The sequence below is a fragment of the Bacillus sp. T33-2 genome (genome assembly GCF_002860205.1).
Classification (GTDB): domain Bacteria; phylum Bacillota; class Bacilli; order Bacillales; family Cytobacillaceae; genus T33-2.
In genome coordinates this window covers 145,833-170,815 of record NZ_PGVB01000029.1, presented here as the reverse complement: position 1 = coordinate 170,815, position 24,983 = coordinate 145,833, and the positions used below count along the sequence as shown (strand labels likewise).

Sequence of the window (24,983 nt, the reverse complement as noted above, 5' to 3'; positions counted from 1 at the left end):
CACCATCCGTTGCAACAGGACAAACCTATGAGATGGGAAAATCAATTTCTGCTAGCTCTTCCTCCTGATTACCGGGCATTTCTTGTGTGTCCTTCTCCAATTCCTTGAAGAGAAGATATGTGTCAATGTTACCTGTTTGTGAAAACACCTTCCAGGTAAAATCCAACATCGAAAACCCCACCTTTCAAATATTCAACTAGCAATTTTATATCCCGAATCTATATCAATATCATAGCCTGTCAGTCCATTTTTCATGTTACATAAAAATTGTCAATCGATAATGCGCATAATTGGCAAAAGAGCTTAATAGTCTAGTTAGGGCTGTTTTTTTAGTGTATTGGGGCAGCCGGCCATCCCTGTCTCCTGTCTGCCCTTTAATATTCATCATCACGGAATCCGAAATCGCGGAGCTGTGAGGCCCTGTTTCTCCAATCCTTCTGCACTTTCACCCACAGTTCCAAAAAAACTTTTGTGCCAAGGAGATTTTCTATGTCGATCCGGGCACGCTGCCCAATTTCTTTGAGCATTTTCCCTTGCTTGCCGATGATGATGCCTTTTTGCGAATCTCTTTCAACTATGATGGTCGCCATGACATGCACGACCTCTTTGCCAGGCTTTTGTTCCATTTTTTCCATCACGACTGCCATCGAATGCGGAATCTCTTCACGGGTCAAATGCAATGCCTTTTCCCTGATCAATTCTGTAATAATAAACCTTTCCGGGTGGTCGGTGACCTGGTCCGCCGGGTAATATTGGGGACCTTCCGGCAGGTAGCCTTTTATTTGCTCGAGCAGCTTTTCGATATTGTTTCCGGTCAGTGCTGAAATCGGTACAATTTCCTTAAATGGATATTTTTCTTTGTAAGAATCAATCAAGGCTAAAAGCTGATCGGGATGGATTAAATCAATTTTATTTATTACGAGAAAAATTGGCGTCTTTACGGTCTGGAATTTTTCGATAATAAATTCTTCACCGCGGCCAAATCCCTCTTCAGCGTTTACCATAAACAGGATCAGGTCTACCTCTTTTAACGTATTCTGGGCTACCTTCATCATGAAATCACCAAGCTTGTGCTTTGGCTTGTGGATGCCCGGCGTATCAATAAAGATAAGCTGTGAATCATCCAGTGTTAACACACCCTGAACCTTGTTGCGCGTTGTCTGCGGCTTATCACTCATAATGGCAATCTTTTGGCCGATAACACGGTTCAGGAAAGTGGATTTGCCTACATTCGGCCTTCCGATAATTGAAATGAAGCCTGATTTAAATGTTGTGTCATTGGCATTATACATGTAATTCCTCCGGGGAAAATGCTTCTGGCAGTAATTGTTTAACCGTTATTTCTTTATTATCCCCTTTCGGATTGGCCAAAACCATCTTCATTTCATTTGGGCTGCCTAAATTGTTTAAGTCCACTATTTTTCTTCCTTCCTTACATTTTATTTTACCTTATTTTTACTGGAATTTCATCGGTTGTAGCAAAAACGTAATAAAAAATTTTTAATTTTCAAAAAACATAATTACAGTGGTAATATATGTACTATCCTGTCATTTTACTTAATATGGACAACGTTTTCAATAAGAGGGAGTCTTCCCAGGAGTCCATACAAACAAAAAGTTGCCGGGACAGGCAACCTTAAAGGAAAAATTAATTTATGATGTCCGCAAGCTTTGGCACAAAGATGATCAATCCCACCAGGACGCAAATAAACGCGAAGATCAGAACAGCACCAGCGGCTATGTCTTTCGCCTGCTTCGCAAGTGGGTGATACTCTTGAGAGGCTAAATCGACTGCCTTTTCAATTGCTGTATTGACTATTTCCAACGCAAGCATTCCACCAATCGCGAAAATCACGAAAAGCCATTCCACCCGCGTAAGCCCAAGAATGAACCCTGCCAGCAGGACTCCCGTCGACAGCCCCAGGTGGATCTGCATATTACGTTCATTTCTCACTGTGAAAGTGATTCCTTTAAATGCAAAACCAAACGAGGCTGCCAGTTTATGTTTCCTGCGGCTTAATTTACCGTTTGAGTCCGTATTCATCCAAAATTTCCTTCTGCCTGGAGAACATCTTCTTTTCGTCCTGCTCAGTTTCGTGATCATACCCGAGCAGATGGAGGAAACCATGCACAGCTAAAAAGCCCAGTTCCCTCATAAACGGGTGATTGTATTCTTCAGCCTGTTCCTGCGCTTTGGACACGGAAATAATGATATCACCAAGCACCCTTGGCATGTCCCCTCCAACCACCATCGTCTCTCCCTCTCCAAGCTCCTCCATGGCGAATGATATGACATCGGTTGCCCTGTCCTTGTCCCGATAATCCCGGTTGATTTCCTGGATACGTTCATTTGAGACAAATGTAACTGAAAGCTCACTCCCGGGTTCAATATTTTCTTTTTGGGCGGCAAAATTCAACAATCGTTGGATTTCCGCCATTTCTTCCTCTGACAATCTGTTTACTTCGTCAAGAAAATCAATTTCCAAAGTCATGCCTGCTTCACCTTCTGTTTAGTCATTTCCGGATATTCAATCCTTGAATGAAAAATCCCTTTCAATGTTTCATGCATCGTGAATGCAACCGTCTCCAGTTCTTTCAGGGTTATGTCACACTCCGACAACTGCCCATCCTGAAGCCTGTCGGAAATGATGTTCCTGACCAGCGCCTCAATCTGGTCAGGAGTGGGATGGGACATCGAACGTACCGCTGCCTCTACACTGTCAGCAATCCCGATGATGGCTGACTCTTTCGTCCTGGCCTTAGGGCCGGGATACCGGTAATCCGCCTCTTTAACATCCGCCCCGCCTTGTTTCGCTTTATGGAAAAAATACTTCAGCAATGTCGTGCCATGATGCTGTTCCGCAATTTCGACAATTTCCTTTGGCATCCGGTGTTTCCTCAGCATTTCTGCACCATCTGCAACGTGGGCAATGATAATATTTTTACTTGTTTGCGGTGGGAGCCTGTCATGGGGATTTTCAATGTTCATCTGGTTTTCTATAAAAAATTGCGGGCGTTTCGTTTTGCCAATATCATGGTAATAACAGCCTACTCTTGCCAGAAGCCCATTCGCGCCGATCGCTTCACAGGCCGACTCTGCGAGATTGGCCACCATCACGCTGTGGTGGTAAGTACCGGGTGCTTCTGTCAGGATTTTCCTTAGCAGCGGATGATTTGGATTGGATAACTCAATCAGCCTCATCGTAGATAGTATGCCAAATCCAGCTTCAAAAAATGGCAGCAGACCGATGGCTAAAACCGCCGAACTGATTCCCGACAGCAGTGCCACCATAAAATAATATCCATATTCAATGCCGGAGTAGTGGCTGTTCCTCAAAAAAGAAAATGAAACAATCAATATCAAGTTTACAAGCCCAACCAAAAGTCCGGACTGCAATATTTTTGATCGGTGATTCTGCTTTCTCAAAAACAGTATCCCGGCCTGTCCGCTGATAAGAATATAAAATCCTACCGTGACGTTTAATGCGCCTGTGACTCCTTCATTAAAAATGATGCTGCCGCACAGGGCGAGCATAACCGTCTGGAAAACAGCAATCCTTTCATCAACCAGTATCTTTATGAGCATCGCACCCATGGCAGCCGGAAAGATATACCCGGTCTCGAAGTACCCGAATTCCTTAAAAATGCTGAGCAGTTTCATGATCATCACAGCAATGACGAATATAAGGCTGAAAATCAGTAAATGTGCCTGTTTTTTCTCAACAACGCCATCCATGTCACTAAAAATAAAATACATGGCAGATACTAAAATGATGAGAAGCAATGCCAACCCGGCGAAGGGCATGAATGAATTTTCGCTTTCAAGCAGACCTACCAGCTTAAGCTGCTTGTATATTTCATTGTTTATGAGTTGGCCTTCCTCGACGAGAATCTGCCCTTCAAGGATTTTCACTGGCTCTACTTTGTCTATTGCCTGCTGTCTCAACTCCTGTGTGGCTTCAGGATCGTAAAACTCATTCTGGACTATAGCATAACGGCCAAGTTCAATTACAGCGTTTTTCATACTTGAGCTCAGGCTGGAATACTTTAATTCCTCCTCGACCCGTTTTTTTGCATTTTCAACGTCATCCCCCGGTATGCGCTGGCTCATCACATTATTTATGGCGGTGACTGCCAAATCCTTGCTGATTGCAAGCTCATCCTTGGGAGCCTGAAGCAACGCCGTGAGCACCACGTCTGATATGTCTTTTGTCACATCAGCCGTCAGCTTCGCCTTTAATCTTGTCAATTTGTCGGAGATGGGCAGATCGGTTACTGGCGGTGCACCACCCGAGCTCTGTCCGTTTTCCGCGCCTTCCCGATTTTTGCTGTCTGCTTCTTCTTTTGCTTCATCGTTTACTTCAGAAGCGGACTCGAAAATGGAGGTAATCAGGTCTACCCGGTTCTCGGTGTATTCCTTTTTAAGGATATAAACATCCTCCACTTGTTCCAAAGCCTCTTTGCGCTTCTTTTCAGTGTTTGATTTATCCTCCACCGTAATAGGAGAACGGACGGTCTGGCCGGCTACACTAAAAAGGCTTAAATCAAGCTTTTCAGGTTTTACATTGCTGTACATCGCTGCATACAGGAAAATTCCGATCAAAGAATATAACAGAATTTTAAAGAATGTAATATTCAGCAAGTTTCTTATTGCATTTAAATGCTGCTGGAGCTTTTCCACCTTTATTGCCCTCCTGCCATGGCTTTAGCTGCCAGATAAGCGTGTGTAAACTTTTGTTATGTAACATCATAACAGTTTTTGTCCGAACTTTCATCTACTATTGAAAGCAGTGAGTAAAGCCCGCTCCTGAAATAGGACGGGCTGTTGATTATTGTTTATTTACGTACGCTGAAATGATCTTTGCAACGAGAGGATGCCGGACGACATCCGACTGTTCAAGATGAACGAAAGAGATTCCCTGAACTGCCCCAAGTATCTCTTCAGCAACAATCAATCCTGACCTTACACCTTTTGGCAGGTCCACCTGGGTATTATCCCCGGTTATGACCATCTTTGAACCAAAACCCAGCCTTGTCAGAAACATTTTCATTTGCGCCTGGGTTGTATTTTGGGCTTCATCCAAAATGACAAACGCGTCATCAAGTGTGCGTCCCCTCATATAAGCCAGCGGGGCAATTTCAATTGTGCCCCGTTCAATCAGCCGCTGAGTATGTTCGGCGCCCAGTACATCATGGAGCGAATCGTACAGCGGGCGCAAGTACGGATCCACTTTCTCCTTCAGGTCACCCGGCAGAAAGCCGAGGCTCTCCCCCGCTTCTACCGCAGGGCGTGTCAAAATGATTTTATTCATATGCCCGTTTTTGAGCGCGTTCACTGCCATTACTACTGCAAGAAACGTTTTCCCTGTGCCTGCGGGTCCGACACCGAACACCAGGTCATTCTTTTTGATTGCCTCTATATAATATCGCTGTCCGAGCGTTTTTACCCTGATCGGCTTGCCTTTGGCATTTTTCGTTATTTCTTCATCATACAGGTCATGAAAATACTCCAATGTGCCTTTTTCAGCCATTTGGACTGCATAAAATACATCCCTCCCGCTGATGTTAATTCCTTTGCGAATCACAGAAAGAAGATTAACAAGGACACTGTTCGCCAATTTGGCGTTCTCCGTATTTCCGGCTACACTGATTGATTCACCCCTGGTAACAATGGATACACCGAGCTGCTGTTCAATGATTTTCAGGTTGGCATCAGCATTCCCGAATAACGAAACAGCTTCATCTGGATCTTCAAGTTTTATTTCAATTGTCAACAAATCTTCTGCCATTCTCAATCTCCTTGGATAATTGGTTGTTCTTTTGCAATATCCTGAATAATATCAAACGAAATGATTACCTTTACTTTATCATTCTCAATCGACTGATGTAAAATTTTTTCTTCTTTTATCTTAGCATCCTCAGAAAGGCGGCTTTTTATATCTTTTCTCGCTATTTCTTTTGCACTGGAGATCGCTTCCAAACGGGTATAGACCCGTGTAACCTGTTCGCTTTCCCGGATCGTCTCCTTCCTGAATGCAAGTGGGAGCTCCCATTTAAAAAGTTTGATTGTATGATCATGTGACGCTGTCTCATATTGTTTGAATTCGGGTTTGCCAAATCCCCAAACAGGGATGGCAAGTTTGCCAAGCTTTATAAAAAACTTTCTTTTTTCCTTTCCATTAAAAACCTGGAATTTGCTTTTCAGAGGGATTTCCACTTGTGTTTCATACCAGGTAATACCATGCACCTCACCTTTGGCTGCCACAGCCTGCTTTTCTTCTTCTTTGCCAATCAAGCCTGACACAAGCAAGTCTCCCTCTTTGACATAATCATTGATGCTTACGACAGGTTCACCTTTTTCAACAAACATGCTATGGATGACAGCTTCCCTGTCAGCCACCAGATTTTGAGGGCTTAGCATTTCAGGTTTTTCCGGCTCATCCTTTTCTACAACCTGAAAATGATAGGTTGTCCCTTTTAGATCAACACCAACCCACGTGAGAGCCTCAATATTATCGGTCAATTCCCTTTGGATCGACTCGGGGCTGCCAATGAAAAACTGCAACGTGCCCGTTTTGATCCCCATCTTGTCCAATTCTTTACGGATCAGGTGCTCTGTAGCAGGGCTTGCCCCTTTTATTTGTATTCCCCATACCATGTTTGATAAAAAGATGACCACAAACAAAAAGACAATGGCCCCCAGCACGAATCCGCTGTTTGTCCACAAACGGTATAAAAAGAAAGGCCCGCCGGACCGTTCAAGAAATCTTATTTTACACCCGTATGACCTGGCCGGGCCCCTTAATTTTTTTGCGTCCTTCAGCCTCATGCTGAATACAACTGCCTCTGTTCCATGTCTTTTCACATTCCATACATGGATGTCCATTCTGATCAGCTGGTTAAGAAATCTTTCTATGCCCTTTCCGGATACTTTCACTTTTAAAATACCAGAATAATATTCAATCCATCGGTTTTTCATGCCCTTCCCCCTGCATTAATCATTGATATATATGACCTGGTCGATTTTCCCCTCAAGCAATATTTCTTCAGGCAAAATGGTTTTTATGACAAAGGCTTTCCCTTTTACGAGCAGCTGGCCCTGCTTTAACAACAGCCTCAGCTCCACGTCGGAAAAAGCTAATAAACCCCGGTGGTTCTCAATATAAATGTGGATATGGCCAATCATGGTGATTCGGGGGAGATCCATGAGAACGTCTTGAGGAAGGTCCATTTTTTGGGTCATCCATTTCCGGATCCGCTGGCTCAATTTTTTTGCCATCAAAAAAGAACCCCCTTTCACCTCATATGTATGAGTTAAAAGGGGGTTCTAGCACATCTTTTTGTTTTTGCAGAAGGGTTATCTGCAAGTCCGGCCGCCCATTGTATGATGAGGTTTTTTTGACCGGGGCGGGCCCAGCACCTCTGCCCAGATAAGTCCTTCGACCAGTTTTTCACTATCAGGCTTTAAGTGTATGGCCAAACCAGAGTCTGTCGGCGCACTGCGCTGCAAATCTATTTTTTTTGGAGAGTTATCAGATGCCGGGCTGATATCCTGCTGCAGTTCCTGATATTCCGCTTTTTTTGAACGGTATATTTCCTCAATATTTCGCTCTGCGGTTCTATCAGTTTCACTGGAGCTCTCCTGTGTTCCCGGGTCCCCGGCCATCCTGCCGGCAACAGGATGGAGTGGGCGGTGTCGATTTTTGCCCTGTCCATTCCCTTTCAGGTTTTTGAAGAACATTGAGATGAGTCCGATTAATATAGCGAGGATGATTGGATTATCAAATAGAACTTCCATCAAGCTGCCCTCCTTCTTTACCGGGCGGGATTCTCCTGTCAGTCATTATTATCATGGTTATTTTTGCCGTTGGACAATCTTCCGATTGAATCCCTCATGTCTGTGTCAGCATTGAGATTTTGGATGTTCATATAGTCCATCACGCCAATATTTCCCTCCCGCAGTGCTTCAGCCATCGCCAGAGGAACGGTCGCTTCGGATTCAACTACTTTCGCTCTCATTTCCTGCACGCGTGCTTTCATTTCCTGTTCCTGTGCCACGGCCATGGCCCTGCGCTCTTCCGCCTTTGCCTGGGCAATTTTCTTGTCTGCCTCAGCCTGCTCAGCCTGAAGGTGGGCACCAATATTTTTGCCGATATCAACATCCGCAATGTCTATCGACAGAATTTCAAAAGCCGTGCCCGAATCCAGCCCTTTTGAAAGTACTGTTTGAGAGATCATATCAGGGTTCTCCAACACTTTCTTATGGTTTTCAGAAGATCCGATAGTGGACACTATCCCTTCACCAACACGAGCTACCACTGTTTCCTCGCCAGCTCCTCCAACGAGCCGGTCGATGTTTGCCCTGACGGTGATCCTCGCTTTTGCTTTTACTTCGATCCCATTCATCGCCACGCCGGCGATAAAAGGGGTTTCGATTACTTTCGGATTTACGCTCATTTGGACAGCTTCCAATACATCTCGGCCAGCAAGGTCAATTGCTGCGCTCCGTTCAAAGCTCAGTTCTATGTTGGCGCGGTGTGCGGCAATCAATGCATTTACAACCCTGTCAACATTTCCCCCTGCTAAATAGTGGCTTTCAAGCTGGTTTGTCGATACATTCAAACCGGCTTTATGGGCTTTGATCAATGGATTGATGACCCTGCTTGGAATTACCCGCCTCAGCCTCATTCCGACCAGCGTAAAAATGCTTACCCTTACTCCTGCTGCCAATGCGGAAACCCAGAGCATCACGGGCACAAATGTCAGTAAAACGCCAAGCAGGATTACACCAAGAACAATTGCGATTAGTAGAAACGCCATTCCTGCATCTATCATTGTGTTTTAACCTCCTTTTAGTACATGTTAAAGTTCTCTCACTACAATTCTTGAACCTTCTGTTTTTATTATCTTTACCTTTCTTCCTTTAGGGATGTATGCACCTTCACTGACCACGTCAATCCGCTCGTCCTCAATCAAAACGGTTCCCGCTGGCCGGAGCGGGGTGATTGCCACGCCTTCAAGGCCGATGAGCTCGAGCCTGTTCTTATTGGATACAAAACCTTTCTCAGTGCTGGTAGAATCAGTCAAAATGATTTTGTTAAACAGTTTCAACCTTTTGCCAAACACCCTCATCATGATTATTGCGGCAAGGATGGAAATACTGATGGCAATCAAAAGCGAGATGGCCATGTGGACCACATTATCCGCAGCAAGAAAGAAACTTCCCAGAATGGCTGCGAACCCCAGGGCTCCGATAATGCCCCCCGGCACAAAGAATTCAAGCAGAACCAGCCCTATGCCGATGATAAACAATATGATAGTCTCATATCCGGCCAATCCGGCCACCATATGCCCAAAAAAGAACATCAGCAATGCTGAAAGGCCAACAAATCCAGCCAGTCCAAACCCCGGCGAAAATAATTCAAGCACGAACCCAAGGATGCCAATAGTCAGCAGCACCGTGACGACAAACGGGTGGGTAAGAAACCGGGCAGCTTTTTCTGCAAAGGTTTCATCTATATTTCTGACTTCCGCATTCTCCAGTCCCGTTTCAGCAAGCAATTCCTCAAGATTATTCACTTCGTCTTCAGCGTAATCTACCTCAAGTGCCTGCTCAGAGGTCAATGTCAGCAGTTTTCCTTTGCCAGCCCCATACTGCGGCAGGTCTATATCTTCATCTGCCATGGCCAGCGCGTATATCGGATCTCTGTTTCCCTGCACGGCTGCACTTTTCATCGCTGCAAGCCAGTATGATTCCGCCTTTTTGCCCGCGGCGTTTCCCTGCTGGTCGATGATTGCCGCAGATCCCATCGTTGCACCTGGCACCATGTAGATTTTATCCATACATAAAGAAATATAGGCCCCGGCAGAAAGTGCCTGTTTATTAATAAAGGCAATCGTTTTCAAATCGGCGCTCGTGAGCAGCTTTCCAATCTCTGCAGCTGCATCGACTGCCCCGCCAGGTGTGTCCACTTCAAATATAATTGCTTTCGCCTGTGCCTCTTCTGCAGTGTCGACAGCCCTTTTTAAAAACGCATACAGTCCCTTTTCCACTGTATTTTCAATCGGCGCAACGTACACAATTTCGTCTTTAGCCAACGCTGTTAACGGAATGGCCAGGCCAGCCAAAATTAACACCAAAAGAAAACTGGAACAAATTCGCCTCAGGTTTTTCCTCAAAATATATGCCCTCCTTTCTAGTACACAAATTGGACTTTCCAATATTTACGTTTACCTATTAAAAAAGTTTCATGTTTTGAATAATTATTTATGTATGTAAACAATGTTTCAGATGCGGATTGCATATTAAAGGAGGAGTTGAACTTCATTGAAGCGACAGTCGGAGAGCGGGAGGAGGGGATTAAAGCAAAAAAGGCAGCAAGTCTTGGACTCGCGGCCTTTGAGCACTTATTATGAAAGGTGTTGTTGCACAAGTTTGTTAACCAATGATCCGTCTGCTTTGCCTTTAACCTTTGGCATCATCGCTGCCATTACTTTACCCATGTCAGCTTTTGATGCTGCCCCGGTTTCAGCAATGGTTTGTTTGACGATGTCCGCCAGCTCTTCTTCTGAGAGCTGCTCCGGCATATAATGCTCGACGTGTTTTAATTCGGTGCGAAGCTTTTCAACAAGATCTTCGCGGCCTGCTTTTTCAAATTCCTGGAGGGAATCCTTGCGTTGTTTTAATTCACGAGAAAGTACTGTTAACTCTTCCTCTTCGGACAGCTCCTGCTTGCCAAGCTTAATTGCTTCGTTTTGCAGTGACGCTTTGATCATCCGAATAGTCGTGAGTCTGTCTTTTTCTCTGTTCTTCATCGCTTGCTTCATATCATCATTTAAACGCTCGAGAAGACTCATTGATTCAACCTCTCTTACCACTTACGCTTTCTGGCAGCTTCAGACTTTTTCTTACGCTTCACACTAGGTTTTTCGTAGAATTCGCGCTTTCTTGCTTCCTGCAAAGTACCTGTTTTGGATACTGTACGTTTGAAGCGTCGAAGAGCATCTTCAAGCGATTCGTTTTTGCGAACGACAGTTTTAGACATCTCTTTCCCTCCCTCCGAGCACAACACACTTACACCAAGACACATGGAAATCCATGTACTTTGCAATTATAATATAACCTCCATACAAGGTCAACTGTAATTAGCCCAGGACAATAAAGTTTCAAGCCCATTTCAAAAACAAGCCCAACCTATTTCTCTATGTTTTAGCATGTCCATCGATGCTGCTCAATACATTTATAGTGAAGGGGGCGGAATCAATGGGTTTATTATGTCTGTTTATTCTCTGTATTGCTCTGTTTATTGGCGGAATGGCTGTCATGAGGAATGGCTTGTTCAAGCTGTCCGCTGAATCGCTGAAACGATGGCTTGCCTCCATGACAGACACTCCATTAAAGGGATTGCTGGCGGGCGCTGTCATAACGGCACTGCTTCACAGCAGCGCGGCGGTAATGGTGCTTACAATCGGTCTCATTTCGGCAAGGCTCCTTACTTTCCCCCGGTCGATCGGCATCATTCTTGGAACCAATATCGGCACGACTTTCACACTTGAAATGATTACCATCAATATCGATATATTTATTGTCCCATTCGCCATCCTTGGGGCAGTCCTGCTTTTTTCCCCGAAAGCGGCATACCGTAACTCGGGGGCAATTTCCCTTGGAATGGCCGCTGTGTTTGCGGCGATGCGTGGCTTTACTTTCATTGCGGAGCCTGTAACAAGCCTGCCCCAGGTTGGATCTTCCCTGCAGATGATGGCAGGCAGCCATTTCTGGAGTGTAATTGCCGGGGCTGCCATAACGGCAGCCATCCAATCCAGCACAGCTGTTACAGGGATTGTAATGGGTTTTTTATCCGAGGATATTTTAAAGCTGGATTCGGGGCTGGCTGTAATGCTCGGTGCGAATATAGGGACATGCATCACTGCCCTGCTGGCCTCGATTGGAGCAGGAAGGGAAGCAAAATTGACGGCTTTTGCGCATGTTTGGCTCAATATAGCGGGCGTGTCAGCGTTTTACCCTTTTATCGACCAATATGCCCAAATCACCTCTTTGACATCCAGCCATCCGGACGTCCAGCTTGCCCATGCCAGTGTACTGTTCAACGCGATAACATCACTTGTGGTGCTGCCATTCGCACAGCGATTTGGCAAAATGATAGAGTTTCTTCACGGACGTTAATCATTACACGAACAAGCAAAAGAGGCCGAAGCATTCCGGCCTCTTTCTTAATAATCTGTTTCTCCCTGCAGCCCTTTTACAATTGCAATCCCAGCGCTCGCGCCAATCCGCGTTGCCCCTGCCTCGATCATTTTTTTAACGTCGTCTGCGCTTCTGACTCCGCCTGAAGCCTTCACACCGATATCCGGCCCGACAGTTTTTCTCATCAGGGCGATATCTTCATATGTTGCCCCGCCTGTCGAGAAGCCGGTTGACGTTTTTACAAAATCTGCACCCGCTTTAACAGACATCTCGCAAGCCCGCACCTTTTCTTCTTCAGTAAGCAGGCTGGTTTCAATGATCACTTTTGTAAGCGCCTTGCCCCGGGCGGCATTGACAACGGCACGGATATCCTCTTCAACATATTCGTTGTCGCCGCTTTTTAAAGCACCGATATTGATGACCATGTCAACTTCACCGGCGCCATTTTCAATGGCATTGGCTGTTTCGAATGCTTTCGTTTCAGGCGTGGCAGCCCCAAGCGGAAAACCGATTACTGTACAAACCTTTACATCTGCCCCGGCAAGCAGCCCGCTGGAAAACTTGACCCAAGCCGGATTTACGCATACCGAGGCAAAGTTGTACTCTTTTGCTTCCTCGCAAAGTGTCTGAATCTGCTCTTTTGTTGCGTCAGCCTTTAATAATGTATGGTCAATCATTCTTGCAATATTTTCTGCCATATATATGTTCTCCTTTCTGTAAATAAAGCCATGCATCTTTATCATAACATTGAGTCCGTATAACCATGCAATTTTAGAGTGCTTTTATTAACAACGGTTGCTGCTGAAAGAGAGAACAGCCGTATTCACGCGTAATTCCTGCCATCTTGTGTAGCGTTGGCAAAACTATGAGGTGAAAGAACCATATCGGGGCCAGATTGAAATATATCGAGTGGGAATAACAAAATATCGAGTGAAGACTGGAATATTTGGAGTGAAAAATAAAAAATATCAATAAAAAATCGGTATATATCAGGGAATCTCCCATAAAAAAAGGAACCGTCCGAAAACAGTTCCTCACACTCACCATTAAATTACAACCTTTTCCATTACAGGCCCATCCTCCAACACGCGGACAAATTGCCCTTCGTTGTACGGATAGCCAGCCTTTGTGATCTTTACTTTTACAATTTGGCCGATCATTTCTTCCAAGGCAGGGAAAACCACTTTTAAATAATTGTCAGTGTACCCGACATAGAGCCCGTCTTGATCTGTACCTTCTTTAAACTTTTCTTCCGGAATAACTTCAAGCACTTCATTTTCAAATTGGGATGCATACTCTTTTGCAAGCTGGTCAGAGAGGGAGATCAAACGGTGGACTCGTTCGTTTTTGATTTCCTCGTCAACCTGGTCCTCCATCCGTGCTGCAGGCGTACCTGTCCGTTTGGAGTACGGGAACACATGAAGCTCTGAAAACTTGTGTTTTTTTATAAAATTGTAAGTTTCCATAAATTCTTCTTCCGTTTCCCCAGGAAACCCGACAATAACATCAGAGGTGACCGCAAGCCCAGGAAGGGCTTCCTTCAGGCGGTCAAGCCTCTCACCGAAAAATTCCATTGTATATTTACGGCGCATCCGCTTCAACACAGTGTCAGAGCCGGATTGCAGCGGAATATGCAAGTGCCTGACAACGATGTTCGACTGGTTGATCACTTCGATGACTTCATCGGTAATCTGGCTTGCTTCGATCGAGGAAATGCGAAGGCGTTTTAAACCACTGACCTTTGTCTCAAGATCACGGAGCAGCATGGCAAGGTTATAGTCCTTCATATCCTCCCCGTACCCGCCTGTATGGATGCCAGTCAGCACGATTTCTTTATAGCCGGCATCCACCAGCTGCTGGGCCTGACGGACGACTTCTTTAGGATCCCTCGACCTCATTAAGCCGCGGGCCCAGGGGATAATGCAAAATGTACAAAAATTGTTGCATCCCTCCTGGATTTTTAGCGATGCCCTCGTCCTGTCGGTGAAAGCCGGGACGTCGAGCTCTTCGTATACGCGGTTTTTCATGATGTTCCTGACACCGTTGATCGGCTGGCGCTCCTGCTTAAACTGATCAATATAGTCGAGCATTTTCACTCTGTCCTGCGTACCGACAACTATATCCACACCAGGTATCGCCATGATTTCCGCAGGGGAGGTTTGGGCATAACAGCCAGTCACGCAAATAACAGCGTCCGGGTTCTTGCGCACGGCCCGCCGGATCACCTGGCGGCTTTTTTTATCGCCAGTGTTCGTAACCGTGCATGTATTGATGATATATACATCAGAGCTTCCTTCAAAATCAACTCGCTCGTAGCCTTGTTCTTTAAATAACTGCCAAATGGCCTCTGTTTCGTAGTGGTTTACTTTGCATCCAAGGGTATGGAACGCAACTGTAGCCATTGATTTCACCTCAGTTCAAAATGATAAGAAGCGGCGGACAAAACATACAGGGGTGCTGTTTCAGTCCGGAGAATGCGAGGGCCGAGCCCGCATGGCACAAAACCATGTTCTTTAAGCAAAGCAATTTCTTCTGCAGCCAATCCGCCTTCCGGGCCGAATACAACAAGCAGGGACTCACCCTCACCCAGCTTTGAAAATGTGCTTGCAAGTACCGAAGACTCTCCCTGCCTTGCTTCTTCTTCATATGCTATTAATTTATAATCATAGTTCGGGCTTTCATTTACTAATTGATGGATATTTACAGGGGTACATATTTCCGGAACCCTTGTCCGGTGTGACTGCTCGGCAGCTTCCCTGGCTATCTTTTGCCATCTTTCGACCTTCTTGGCAGACTTTTTATCATCCCATTTGACGACCGAGCGGGATGCGATGAAAGGGACAAATTGAAAAGCACCCAGTTCAGTCCCTTTTTGGATGATCCACTCCAGTTTATCCCCTTTGGGCAATCCGCTCGCAATCGTAATGTGGACTGGAAGCTCAGATGATCCTTCTATCCATTTTACAATTTCAGCTGCGACAGTTTCATCGGTAATTTCTGCAATTTTGCACAATGCGCTCTTCCCGACAGGATCCACACAAATAATCTCAGCGCCTTCATTCATGCGCATCACACGCACTATGTGGTGAAAGTCGCCGCCTTTAAGATAAAAGCGATTCCCGCCAGAAGCTTCCATACTAAAATACCGCTGCATCCAAAGCACCTGCTCTCCTGATCCTGTAAAATTGATTTTACTAAAATATCCTTTGAAAGAAAAGTCCGCATGACGCTGGCTGTTGATACATTGCCGGTTTCCTGTAATCCAAAAACAGAAAAAGGGGCTTCGTGCTCCCCCTCTTTCCTTAAAATCTATTTCTTTTTGGCAATAATGGCTACCCAGTCTTCCATGACCATGATTTCTTCAATTTCAAAACCAGCCTTGATCAGGGAATCCTTTACGTCCTGCTTTTTCTGCTGAATGATTCCGGAGGTGATGAAATAACCGCCAGCTTTTACAATCCTGGCTGCACCATCGACAAAACGGACAATCACTTCGGCGAGAATATTGGCGACAATGATGTCCGCCGGCCCGTTAACGCCGTCCAAGAGATTATTTTGACGGACTGAAGCTATTTCCTGTACTTTATTCAGCTTGATGTTCAGCTTTGCCGCTTTCACTGCGACATCATCAAGATCAAGTGCCTCGACCCTGCCTGCCCCAAGCTTTGCAGCGGCAATGCTTAAAACGCCGGATCCTGTTCCAACATCAATCACGCTGTCGCCTTGCCTGACAGTACGCTCCAATGCCTGGATACACATGACTGTGGTCGGATGGGTGCCGGTCCCGAACGCCATTCCCGGGTCAAGCTCAATGATGACCTCATCGCTGTGGACAGGAGTATATTCTTCCCAGGTTGGGACAATCGTGAATTTCTCGGAAATCTTGACTGGGTTGTAGTATTTTTTCCACGCAGTCGCCCATTCTTCTTCATTTACTTCGCTGATCGTGACTTTGTTCATACCAATATCAATATTGTAAATAATTAAGTTATTGATCGCTTCTTTTATTTCATCAACCGTTTCACCAAGAAAGCTATTAACGGGAAGGTAGGCTTTTATAGTGACTCCCTCTTCCGGGTAGTCGTCAGGATTGAGCTGATAGATTTCCCCGAATTGGTCCTCTCTCTCTTTAACAAGATCAAACGGATCCTCGATCACTACCCCGCTTGCACCTGCTTCATGCAATATATTTGAAATCGGCTCAATCGCTTCGTTTGTTGTTAAAATGCTGATTTCGGACCATTTCATTTCCTGCCAGCCCCTCCATGTCTTTTATTCACCCTTAAAAGCTCTTTTCACTTTAGAGAAAAAGCCTTCTTCATGCTCCCCAAGAGGCATTTGCCCGCTGATGTCGGCAAACTCCCTCAGGAGCTGTTTTTGCTTTTCTGACAGTTTTGTTGGGGTCACAACACGGACGATTACATGTTGGTCGCCTGTTCCATAGCCGCGTACATTTGGAACCCCTTTTCCTCTTAACCGGAATTTAGTGCCAGTCTGCGTTCCTGCAGGAACCTTTAATTTTACCTTTCCATGGACGGTCGGTACCTCTATTTCGTCACCGAGCGCTGCCTGGACAAATGTAACCGGCATTTCACAATAAATGTCGTCTCCATCCCGTTCAAAAAATTCATGTTGCCTTATATGGAAAACAATGTACAGATCCCCATCAGGGCCCCCGTTTATGCCAGGTTCACCCTTGCCGGCAACTCTTAGCTGCTGGCCGTCGTCAACTCCAGCAGGGATTTTGACATGGATTTTGCGGCGCTTGTTAACTTTGCCTGTCCCTGAACATTTAGGGCACTTTTCCTTGATTTCTTTTCCGGTTCCATTACAGTGGTTGCAGACCCTGCGGTTTACGATTCTGCCAAACGGAGTGTTTTGCTCGATGTTAAGCTGGCCGCTGCCGTGGCAATGTCTGCATGTCTCCACTTTGGTTCCCGGCTTGGCACCGGAACCGTGGCAAGTGTCACATGTTTCTTCCCTTGGGATTTCAATATCGGTTTCTTTTCCGAATACGGCTTCTTCGAACGACAGTGTCATTGTATACTGTAAATCTGCACCCTGTCGTGGTGCATTCGGGTCACGGCGCCTTGAACCGCCGCCGCCAAAGAAAGTATTGAAAATATCCTCGAATCCGCCGAAGCCTCCAAAGTCAGCCCCGCCAAAGCCCTGGTTTGGATCAGCATGCCCAAACTGGTCATAATGGGCGCGTTTTTGCTCGTCGCTTAACACCTCATATGCTTCTTTTACTTCTTTGAATTTTTCATCGGCACCCGGCTCTTTATTAATGTCCGGATGATATGTTTTAGACAGCTTGCGGTATGCTTTTTTAATTTCTTCCTTAGATGCCCCTTTACTAACTCCAAGGACCTCATAGTAATCCCGTTTGCTCATGATTACCACCCCGAATCTTTTCACATAAAGATTATTTTATCACTCCCGGCATCGGGTGTGCAATAATTAATAGCGCTCAAAGAAAAAGCCAAAGCCAAGAATGACCTGACTTTGACTTTACAGCACTTACTTATCGTCATCTACTTCCTCGAATTCTGCATCTACAACATTATCGTCCTTGTTTGTTCCATCCGCACCCGGTTGGCCTTGCTGTGCCTGCGCCTGCTTTGCTGCTTCTTCATAAAGCTTCACAGTCAGGTTCTGGACGATTTCCTGCAGGGCGTCCTTCTTGATTCGGATTTCTTCAAGATCATTTTTCTCGATTGCAGCTTTCAGTTCATCTTTAGCGTCATTTGCTTTCTTCACTTCTGCCTCATCTACTTTACCTTCGAGGTCTTTTAGCGTTTTATCAGTAGTGAACACCAGCTGGTCCGCTTCGTTGCGAAGCTCGGCTTCTTCTTTGCGCTTCTTGTCTGCCTCGGCATTCTCTTCTGCTTGTCTTACCATGCGGTCAATCTCTTCATCAGACAATCCTGTTGAGGATTTAATCGTGATTGCCTGTTCTTTATTCGTTCCGAGATCTTTTGCACGCACATTTACAATACCATTTTTATCGATATCGAATGATACTTCAATTTGCGGGATGCCGCGTGGTGCAGGCGGGATATCGGACAATTGGAAACGCCCCAGTGTCTTGTTGTCCGCAGCCATTGGGCGCTCTCCCTGAAGGACGTGGATATCCACCGCAGTTTGATTGTCAGCTGCAGTTGAGAAAATTTGTGATTTGGACGTCGGGATCGTGGTGTTTCGGTCGATCAGCTTTGTAAACACGCCGCCCATCGTTTCGATTCCAAGTGAAAGCGGAGTAACGTCCAGCAATACTACATCCTTCACGTCGCCGGATATGACACCACCCTGGATGGCTGCACCCATTGCGACTACTTCGTCAGGGTTTACGCCGCGGGAAGGCTCTTTTCCAATTTGCTTTTTGATCGCTTCCTGGACTGCAGGGATACGGGTAGATCCCCCAACGAGAATGACTTTATCAATTTCCGCCGGAGACAAGCCAGCATCCTTCAACGCCTGGCGGGTAGGCCCCATTGTACGTTCTACAAGGTCGGAAGTAAGCTCATCGAATTTTGCACGTGTCAGCGTAACTTCCAAATGGAGTGGACCAGCTTCCCCGGCAGTGATGAACGGAAGGGAAATCTGTGTTGAAGTTACCCCGGACAAGTCTTTCTTCGCTTTTTCGGCAGCATCCTTCAAACGCTGAAGTGCCATTTTATCCTTAGAAAGGTCAATGCCGTGTTCTTTCCTGAACTGGTCAACCAAATAATCGATGATGACCTGGTCAAAATCGTCGCCGCCAAGGCGGTTATCACCAGCAGTAGCTTTTACTTCGAATACCCCGTCACCAAGCTCAAGAATGGAAACGTCAAAAGTTCCGCCCCCAAGGTCATAAACAAGGATTGTCTGGTCCTGGTCCATTTTGTCAAGGCCGTAAGCCAATGCTGCAGCTGTCGGCTCGTTAATGATACGCTCGACTTCAAGGCCTGCGATCCTGCCCGCATCCTTTGTTGCCTGGCGCTCTGCATCGTTGAAATAGGCAGGGACGGTAACGACCGCTTTCGTTACCGGTTCTCCCAAATAATCTTCAGCATAAGATTTCAAATATTGAAGAATGATAGCTGAAACTTCCTGTGGAGTATGCTTCTTGCCTTCAATCTCAACAGTATGGCTTGTTCCCATATGCCGTTTGATGGAAATGATTGTGTTCGGATTTGTAATCGACTGCCGTTTTGCGACTTCCCCAACCTGGCGCTCTCCGTTTTTAAAAGCGACAACAGAAGGTGTGGTCCTGTTTCCTTCCGGATTCGGAATAACCTTTGGCTCGCCGCCCTCAAGCACGGCAACGCATGAGTTTGTAGTTCCCAAATCTATACCGATAATTTTGCTCATGTCCTTTTACCTCCCAGCTAATATGTAAATTTCTATTGGCTCACTTTCACCATTGAAGGCCTGATCACCCGGTCCTTCAGCATGTAGCCTTTTTGGAATTCTTCAATGACAATGTTGGATTCATGATTCTCGTCTTCAACCTGCATAACTGCCTGGTGCATATGAGGGTCAAATTCCTTGCCAACTGCGTCAATCGGTTCAATTCCCTCTTTTTTGAGGGCGTCAAGCAGGCTGCGGTATACCATTTCCATACCTTGAAGCAGTGACTTCGCCTGTTCACTGTCCGCTTCCATTTTTAACGCACGTTCGAAATTATCGATCGCCGGCAAAAGATCCGTAACCAGGCTTTGCGCTCTATATTTTGCGCTCGCTTCAAGATCGAGCCTTGAGCGGCGGCGGAAGTTATCAAAGTCTGCCTGAAGGCGCAGATAGCGATTGTCAGCCTCTTCCAATTTCTGCTCGAGCTCAGCTATTTTATCTTGATCTGAACCCTGCTTTTCCCTGGAAGCTTCCGGACCATTTTCAGGAGCTGAAGTTTCACTCTCAGCAAATATCTCCTCTGCTGCCCCATTTTCCTGGCTGTGTTCAGTTAATTGGGGCTCCTGCTCCACGCCAGTGTTTTTTTCTTCTTCCAAATTACTCACCTCCCTAAAAAGATAAAAGCATAAATTTATTGATGAATGTTCGCCCTGTTACAGGCTTGTGACAAGGATGGAGCAAGCCGCTCCACCCATAATCAATATTTCCAGCCTCAATGGTTTTGATACAGGTCTGTCAGGACTGCCGATAAATCAGTACTTATCAATTTCAGCAGGCTGATTACCCGGGAATACTCCATCCTTGTTGGTCCAAGGACAGCAATCGTCCCCAGCTTCTCGGCACCCATTGAATAGGTAGCCGTAATCAGGCTGCAGTTTTCCATGGCGGAGTTGTTGTTTTCCCTGCCGATCTTGACGTTAATTCCGGCTGGATTCTTCCGGATTAATTGGTAAATGCCATCTTCCTGCTCAATCATATTCATTAAGCTGCGGATTTTTTCAACATCATTGAATTCGGGCTGGCTTAACATATTTGTCTTCCCGCCATAAAAAACCTTTTCGCTGTCAGGCATTTTCAGGGTATCAGCAAGCGCATGGAACATTAAGTCATAATTGCTGATATGCTGCCTGAGCAGGGCTGCAACCTCTTTAAAAATTTTACCTTTTAATTCTACAAGAGGAACGCCTACAAGCCGTTCATTTAAAATGTTGACCATTTTTTCGACATCCCCGGGATCAACGCTGGATGGGAAATGGAACATCCTGTTCTCGACATGCCCAGTGTCAGTGACAATAATCGCGATCGCGGTTTCCGGGTTTAAAGGTATAATCTGAAGTTTTTTCAACTTGTTATCTTTTACAGCGGGACCTAGGACGATCGATGTGTAATTCGTCATATCCGACAAAATCTTCGCTGACTTCTGAACGATTTTTTCCAGTTCATATATTCTTTCAGCAAAGACCGATTTAATATTCTGGACATCTTCACTGCTCAACTTGGCAGGAAGAAGCAAATGGTCAACATAATAACGGTATCCCTGCTCGGAAGGCACCCTTCCCGATGAGGTATGTGTTTTTTCAATAAAACCGAGTTCTTCTAGGTCAGCCATTTCGTTGCGGATCGTTGCCGAGCTGAAGGAAATCTCCTCTTTTTTCGACAAGCTTCTCGACCCGACTGGCTGGGCAGAACGAATAAAGTCATCAACAATTACCTGTAGGATCAACAATTGGCGCTCTGTTAACAACATTCATCACCCCTGTTAGCACTCTGATAGAATGAGTGCTAAATCTAATAATAAATTATCAATAATAGGTGATAATGTCAATGATTTGATACACCAAGGAATGATTGAAATACTTCATTTCCGAGCAGGCGTCCAATCTTGGTAAGCCGGATTTCCTCCTTTGTTGCATAAAGAAGCTTTCTGGCAACCAGGCTGTCGATTTCATTTTTGAACAAGTGCCGGGGATCCGCCCCGAATTTCTCCATAAAACGTCGAACAGGCACACCATTTGTCTTCCTCAGGCCGAGAAATAGCTCTTCTTCCATCTGCTCGGACCGTGTAACAGGGTGGGAATCCAAAACAGGGAGCGATCCTGTCTGGAGCGGTTCCATATATTTTTTCAGCGGGCCATAGTTTGACTGGCGTAACCCGTGTACATAACTATGGGCACCTGCACCGAATCCATAATATTCCTCATTGTTCCAGTAAGTGAGGTTATGTCGGCTTTCGTAGCCCGGAATGCCGAAATTGCTGATCTCATATTGATAAAATCCGTGCAGTTCCATTTGCTCCATCAGCAGTTCATACATTTCTGCTTCTGTCTCTTCCCCGGGCAGACGAAGCGTGCCGCGGTTCATCAAATTGTAAAATACCGTCTTAGGTTCAATGATCAGTGAATATCCTGAATAATGCTGGATGTCAAGCCCAAAAGCAATGTCAAGAGTTTCTTTAAAATCAGCGAGCGTTTGGCCAGGAAGGCTATAGATCAGGTCAATGCTGATGTTGTTAAAACCGGTCTGTTTTGCGGCTTCAATTGATTTAAAGACATCCTTGGCACGGTGTGTGCGGCCGATAGATCTAAGCAGTTCATCATTGAAGGTCTGCACCCCAAAGCTGAGGCGGTTTACACCCGCATCTTTTAAAATCTGCAACTTTTCCTTCGAAAGATCTCCAGGATTGGCCTCAAACGTAAATTCCGTCCGTTCATCATATGGAAGCACCCTTCTTATCGATCCGCACAGTTCAAAAAGCTGGTTCTCATTCAGAGCTGTAGGTGTTCCGCCGCCGACAAAAATGGAGTCAAGCTTTGCAGCCGGCTTATCCTTTAAAGTCAGCACCATCTCTTTTTCCAGGGAAGCAAGATATTCGCCGACAGGCTGGTTTTTCAAAAACACCTTATTAAAATCGCAATAATGGCAGATATGCTCGCAAAACGGGATGTGGATATAAGCGGCTTTAATCATTTGTTCACTTCCTGTCATTTTTGAGTTAATTCCTGAATTTCCATATATCCATTCAAAAAGAGGCCGGGACGCGCCTGAACTTAAGCGTCCCCAACCTCCTTGATAAATCAAAATTCTTATTTCTTTGGATTGCTGTCGTCCATTTTTAATACCGCCATGAAGGCTTCCTGCGGAACCTCTACGGAACCGACCTGCTTCATCCGCTTTTTGCCTTCTTTTTGTTTCTCAAGTAGCTTCCGTTTACGGGAAATGTCACCGCCGTAACATTTGGCAAGGACGTTCTTTCGCATCGCCTTGATCGATGAACGAGCAACGATTTTCTGGCCGATGGCTGCCTGGACCGGCACTTCGAATTGCTGGCGCGGGATTAGCTCTTTCAGCTTTTCTACAATGATCTTGCCCCGGTCATACGCAAAATCCTTATGCACAATAAAACTGAGTGCATCAACTTTTTCACCATTCAAAAGGATATCCATCTTAACAAGCTTGGATGGTTTATAGCCAATTAATTCATAGTCAAAGGAAGCATAACCCCTCGTGCTGGATTTCAGCTGGTCAAAAAAGTCGTAAACGATTTCTGATAACGGAATTTCGTAAACAATGCTTACACGTGTTTCATCCATGTACTGCATATCGATAAAAATGCCGCGTTTTTCCTGGCAAAGCTCCATGATTGCCCCGACATAGTCATTCGGTGCCATCATTGAAGCCTTTACATATGGTTCTTCAATCCGGTCAATTTTCTGCGGATCAGGCATATTGGCCGGGTTGTCCACTTTGACTTCAGACCCGTCGGTCAGGATGACATCGTAAATTACACTCGGCGCTGTCGTAATCAGATCGATTTTGAACTCTCTTTCGATCCGTTCCTGAATGATTTCCATATGCAGCAGGCCCAGGAATCCGCAGCGGAATCCGAATCCGAGTGCCTGGGAGGTCTCTGGTTCAAACTGTAATGCGGAATCATTCAGCTCCAGCTTTTCCAGAGCTTCCCGTAAATCATTGAATTTTGCAGAATCGATTGGGTAAAGTCCACAGTAAACCATGGGGTTTAAGCGCCTGTAGCCAGGAAGCGCCTCGGTTGCCCCGTTTTTGGCTGTTGTAATTGTATCCCCTACGCGGGTATCGCCAACATTTTTGATGGAGGCGGTTAAAAACCCTACATCCCCGACAGACAATTCGTCAACCGCCACAGCTTTTGGCGTGAATACTCCTACTTCCGTGACTTCAAACTCTTTCCTTGTTGCCATCATTCTTATTTTATCGCCGACCTTCACCGTGCCTTCGACGACACGGATATAAGCAACAACCCCGCGGTATGCATCGTATAAAGAGTCAAAAATAAGTGCTTTGAGTGGTGAGTCCGGGTCGCCTTCTGGTGCTGGGACCTTTTCCACGATTTGCTCCAGTATTTCCTCTATTCCTATTCCCGCTTTTGCTGAAGCAAGAACTGCTTCTGAGGCATCCAGGCCGATCACATCTTCTATTTCATTTCGGACGCGTTCGGGATCTGCGCTGGGCAGGTCAATTTTATTGATGACTGGAACGATTTCCAGGTCATTATCCAAAGCTAAATACACGTTCGCCAGTGTCTGGGCTTCGATGCCCTGGGCGGCATCGACAACGAGGACAGCACCTTCACATGCTGCAAGGCTCCGGGAAACCTCATATGTGAAATCGACATGCCCTGGTGTATCTATTAAATGGAAAGTGTACACTTCCCCGTCCTTTGCCCTGTATTTTAATTGAACTGAATTCAGTTTAATTGTAATTCCACGTTCTCTTTCAAGATCCATGGAATCCAGCAGCTGGTCCTTCATCTCCCTTGATGTCAATGCATTCGTCTTTTCAAGGATCCGGTCGGCCAATGTGGATTTGCCATGGTCGATATGGGCGATAATTGAAAAATTACGGATCTTGGATTGTCTTTCAAGCCTTTCTTGTCTGTTCATAACTTCCACTCCTACTATACTCGCGCATGTACACTATTTTTGATTATATCAGTCAGGAAATCAAGATTCAATGATAATAGCGAGTCCAGCTGCTGGAAACACAAATATAGCGGGCTGTGTTCGCCCGCTATTCTTCCTGCCCGTCTTTTGTTTTGCCGGAGATTGATTCAATTGTTTTCTTCACGCCTGAGGATATGCCGTCAGCAAGCTCTTTCCCGATTGAGGAGAAGAAATTGAAGGCCTTCATTTCTTGCAGTTTCTCTCTTTTTTGTTGAAGGTCATGGCTGGACACATCGTTTCCCAGGATTGCGGCTTTATCCTCGTTGATGGACAAGCCACTTTTAAATTCTGGGTCCCCGTAGCCCCTCATATTGTTGATCCCTTCATTCGCCTGCTGCATTCCCACAAGGACAGACAGGAACATCAAGGCAGCCAGGAGGATGCATTTTAACATAAAAATTTTCATT

Annotated in this window: 26 protein-coding genes; 1 reads left to right on the top strand and 25 read right to left on the bottom strand. The window is 45.7% G+C overall.

What is annotated here, in order from left to right; genetic code table 11:
- Window positions 1–25: 25 nt before the first annotated feature.
- The 14 genes from CVD19_RS19035 to rpsU all read right to left on the bottom strand — a co-directional run bounded on the left by CVD19_RS19035 (window position 26) and on the right by rpsU (window position 11,045).
- Window positions 26–169 (bottom strand): YqzL family protein, encoded by a 144-nt coding sequence (locus CVD19_RS19035; protein WP_101584455.1) that lies wholly within the window; start codon window positions 167–169, stop codon window positions 26–28.
- A 205-nt stretch (window positions 170–374) separates the two neighbouring features.
- Window positions 375–1,292, bottom strand: a complete 918-nt coding sequence (gene era / locus CVD19_RS19030; protein ID WP_101584453.1) for a GTPase Era — start codon at window positions 1,290–1,292, stop codon at window positions 375–377.
- Window positions 1,285–1,416 carry a hypothetical protein gene (locus CVD19_RS25590; protein WP_257985196.1) on the bottom strand — a complete coding sequence of 44 codons (132 nt, stop codon included), beginning with the start codon at window positions 1,414–1,416 and terminating at the stop codon, window positions 1,285–1,287. Before CVD19_RS25590 ends, era begins: the two co-directional genes overlap by 8 nt.
- A gap of 232 nt (window positions 1,417–1,648) precedes the next feature.
- Window positions 1,649–2,044 (bottom strand): diacylglycerol kinase family protein, encoded by a 396-nt coding sequence (locus CVD19_RS19025; protein ID WP_101584450.1) that lies wholly within the window; start codon window positions 2,042–2,044, stop codon window positions 1,649–1,651.
- The gene (gene ybeY, locus CVD19_RS19020; RefSeq protein ID WP_101584447.1) at window positions 2,022–2,492 is read right to left on the bottom strand and encodes an rRNA maturation RNase YbeY; all 471 of its coding nucleotides are present in this window, start codon (window positions 2,490–2,492) and stop codon (window positions 2,022–2,024) included. Before ybeY ends, CVD19_RS19025 begins: the two co-directional genes overlap by 23 nt.
- Window positions 2,489–4,681, bottom strand: coding sequence for an HD family phosphohydrolase (locus CVD19_RS19015; protein ID WP_101584445.1), 2,193 nt, complete (start codon window positions 4,679–4,681; stop codon window positions 2,489–2,491). Before CVD19_RS19015 ends, ybeY begins: the two co-directional genes overlap by 4 nt.
- 148 nt (window positions 4,682–4,829) lie before the next feature.
- On the bottom strand, window positions 4,830–5,789 hold the full coding sequence (locus CVD19_RS19010; RefSeq protein WP_101584443.1) for a PhoH family protein: 960 nt from the start codon (window positions 5,787–5,789) through the stop codon (window positions 4,830–4,832).
- Between the two features lie 2 nt (window positions 5,790–5,791).
- A complete protein-coding gene (gene yqfD, locus CVD19_RS19005) occupies window positions 5,792–6,979 on the bottom strand; it encodes a sporulation protein YqfD (protein WP_101584440.1) in 1,188 nt (395 codons plus the stop codon).
- Between the two features lie 15 nt (window positions 6,980–6,994).
- Window positions 6,995–7,279, bottom strand: coding sequence for a sporulation protein YqfC (gene yqfC / locus CVD19_RS19000; protein ID WP_101584434.1), 285 nt, complete (start codon window positions 7,277–7,279; stop codon window positions 6,995–6,997).
- Between the two features lie 78 nt (window positions 7,280–7,357).
- A complete protein-coding gene (locus tag CVD19_RS18995; RefSeq protein ID WP_101584431.1) occupies window positions 7,358–7,798 on the bottom strand; it encodes a hypothetical protein in 441 nt (146 codons plus the stop codon).
- 38 nt (window positions 7,799–7,836) lie between these two features.
- The gene (gene floA / locus CVD19_RS18990; RefSeq protein ID WP_180953708.1) at window positions 7,837–8,820 is read right to left on the bottom strand and encodes a flotillin-like protein FloA; all 984 of its coding nucleotides are present in this window, start codon (window positions 8,818–8,820) and stop codon (window positions 7,837–7,839) included.
- Window positions 8,821–8,862: 42 nt separating this feature from the next.
- Window positions 8,863–10,179, bottom strand: a complete 1,317-nt coding sequence (locus CVD19_RS18985) for an NfeD family protein (protein WP_101584425.1) — start codon at window positions 10,177–10,179, stop codon at window positions 8,863–8,865.
- A 231-nt stretch (window positions 10,180–10,410) separates the two neighbouring features.
- The gene (locus tag CVD19_RS18980; protein WP_101584423.1) at window positions 10,411–10,857 is read right to left on the bottom strand and encodes a GatB/YqeY domain-containing protein; all 447 of its coding nucleotides are present in this window, start codon (window positions 10,855–10,857) and stop codon (window positions 10,411–10,413) included.
- A 14-nt stretch (window positions 10,858–10,871) separates the two neighbouring features.
- Window positions 10,872–11,045 carry a 30S ribosomal protein S21 gene (gene rpsU, locus CVD19_RS18975; RefSeq protein WP_026692851.1) on the bottom strand — a complete coding sequence of 58 codons (174 nt, stop codon included), beginning with the start codon at window positions 11,043–11,045 and terminating at the stop codon, window positions 10,872–10,874.
- Between the two features lie 218 nt (window positions 11,046–11,263).
- On the opposite strand from rpsU, the gene CVD19_RS18970 reads away from it, so the two are divergent.
- On the top strand, window positions 11,264–12,184 hold the full coding sequence (locus CVD19_RS18970; RefSeq protein ID WP_101584421.1) for a Na/Pi symporter: 921 nt from the start codon (window positions 11,264–11,266) through the stop codon (window positions 12,182–12,184).
- A 47-nt stretch (window positions 12,185–12,231) separates the two neighbouring features.
- On the opposite strand, the gene deoC is transcribed toward CVD19_RS18970, so the two are convergent.
- The 11 genes from deoC to CVD19_RS18915 all read right to left on the bottom strand — a co-directional run bounded on the left by deoC (window position 12,232) and on the right by CVD19_RS18915 (window position 24,982).
- The gene (gene deoC / locus CVD19_RS18965) at window positions 12,232–12,903 is read right to left on the bottom strand and encodes a deoxyribose-phosphate aldolase (protein WP_101584419.1); all 672 of its coding nucleotides are present in this window, start codon (window positions 12,901–12,903) and stop codon (window positions 12,232–12,234) included.
- 348 nt (window positions 12,904–13,251) lie between these two features.
- Window positions 13,252–14,607 (bottom strand): tRNA (N(6)-L-threonylcarbamoyladenosine(37)-C(2))-methylthiotransferase MtaB, encoded by a 1,356-nt coding sequence (gene mtaB / locus CVD19_RS18960; protein ID WP_101584417.1) that lies wholly within the window; start codon window positions 14,605–14,607, stop codon window positions 13,252–13,254.
- A 5-nt stretch (window positions 14,608–14,612) separates the two neighbouring features.
- Window positions 14,613–15,359, bottom strand: a complete 747-nt coding sequence (locus CVD19_RS18955) for a 16S rRNA (uracil(1498)-N(3))-methyltransferase (protein WP_101584415.1) — start codon at window positions 15,357–15,359, stop codon at window positions 14,613–14,615.
- A gap of 155 nt (window positions 15,360–15,514) precedes the next feature.
- Window positions 15,515–16,453 (bottom strand): 50S ribosomal protein L11 methyltransferase, encoded by a 939-nt coding sequence (prmA, locus tag CVD19_RS18950; protein ID WP_101584413.1) that lies wholly within the window; start codon window positions 16,451–16,453, stop codon window positions 15,515–15,517.
- 24 nt (window positions 16,454–16,477) lie between these two features.
- A complete protein-coding gene (gene dnaJ / locus CVD19_RS18945; protein ID WP_101584412.1) occupies window positions 16,478–17,599 on the bottom strand; it encodes a molecular chaperone DnaJ in 1,122 nt (373 codons plus the stop codon).
- 126 nt (window positions 17,600–17,725) lie between these two features.
- Window positions 17,726–19,558 (bottom strand): molecular chaperone DnaK, encoded by a 1,833-nt coding sequence (dnaK, locus tag CVD19_RS18940; protein WP_101584411.1) that lies wholly within the window; start codon window positions 19,556–19,558, stop codon window positions 17,726–17,728.
- 32 nt (window positions 19,559–19,590) lie between these two features.
- A complete protein-coding gene (grpE, locus tag CVD19_RS18935; RefSeq protein WP_101584409.1) occupies window positions 19,591–20,193 on the bottom strand; it encodes a nucleotide exchange factor GrpE in 603 nt (200 codons plus the stop codon).
- Window positions 20,194–20,309: 116 nt separating this feature from the next.
- Window positions 20,310–21,341: a heat-inducible transcriptional repressor HrcA gene (hrcA, locus tag CVD19_RS18930; protein WP_101584542.1), complete on the bottom strand. Its 1,032-nt coding sequence runs from the start codon at window positions 21,339–21,341 to the stop codon at window positions 20,310–20,312.
- A gap of 77 nt (window positions 21,342–21,418) precedes the next feature.
- The gene (gene hemW / locus CVD19_RS18925; protein WP_101584408.1) at window positions 21,419–22,564 is read right to left on the bottom strand and encodes a radical SAM family heme chaperone HemW; all 1,146 of its coding nucleotides are present in this window, start codon (window positions 22,562–22,564) and stop codon (window positions 21,419–21,421) included.
- Window positions 22,565–22,680: 116 nt separating this feature from the next.
- Window positions 22,681–24,516 (bottom strand): translation elongation factor 4, encoded by a 1,836-nt coding sequence (gene lepA, locus CVD19_RS18920; protein ID WP_101584407.1) that lies wholly within the window; start codon window positions 24,514–24,516, stop codon window positions 22,681–22,683.
- A gap of 127 nt (window positions 24,517–24,643) precedes the next feature.
- The gene (locus CVD19_RS18915) at window positions 24,644–24,982 is read right to left on the bottom strand and encodes a DUF3679 domain-containing protein (protein ID WP_101584406.1); all 339 of its coding nucleotides are present in this window, start codon (window positions 24,980–24,982) and stop codon (window positions 24,644–24,646) included.
- Window position 24,983: the final 1 nt, after the last annotated feature.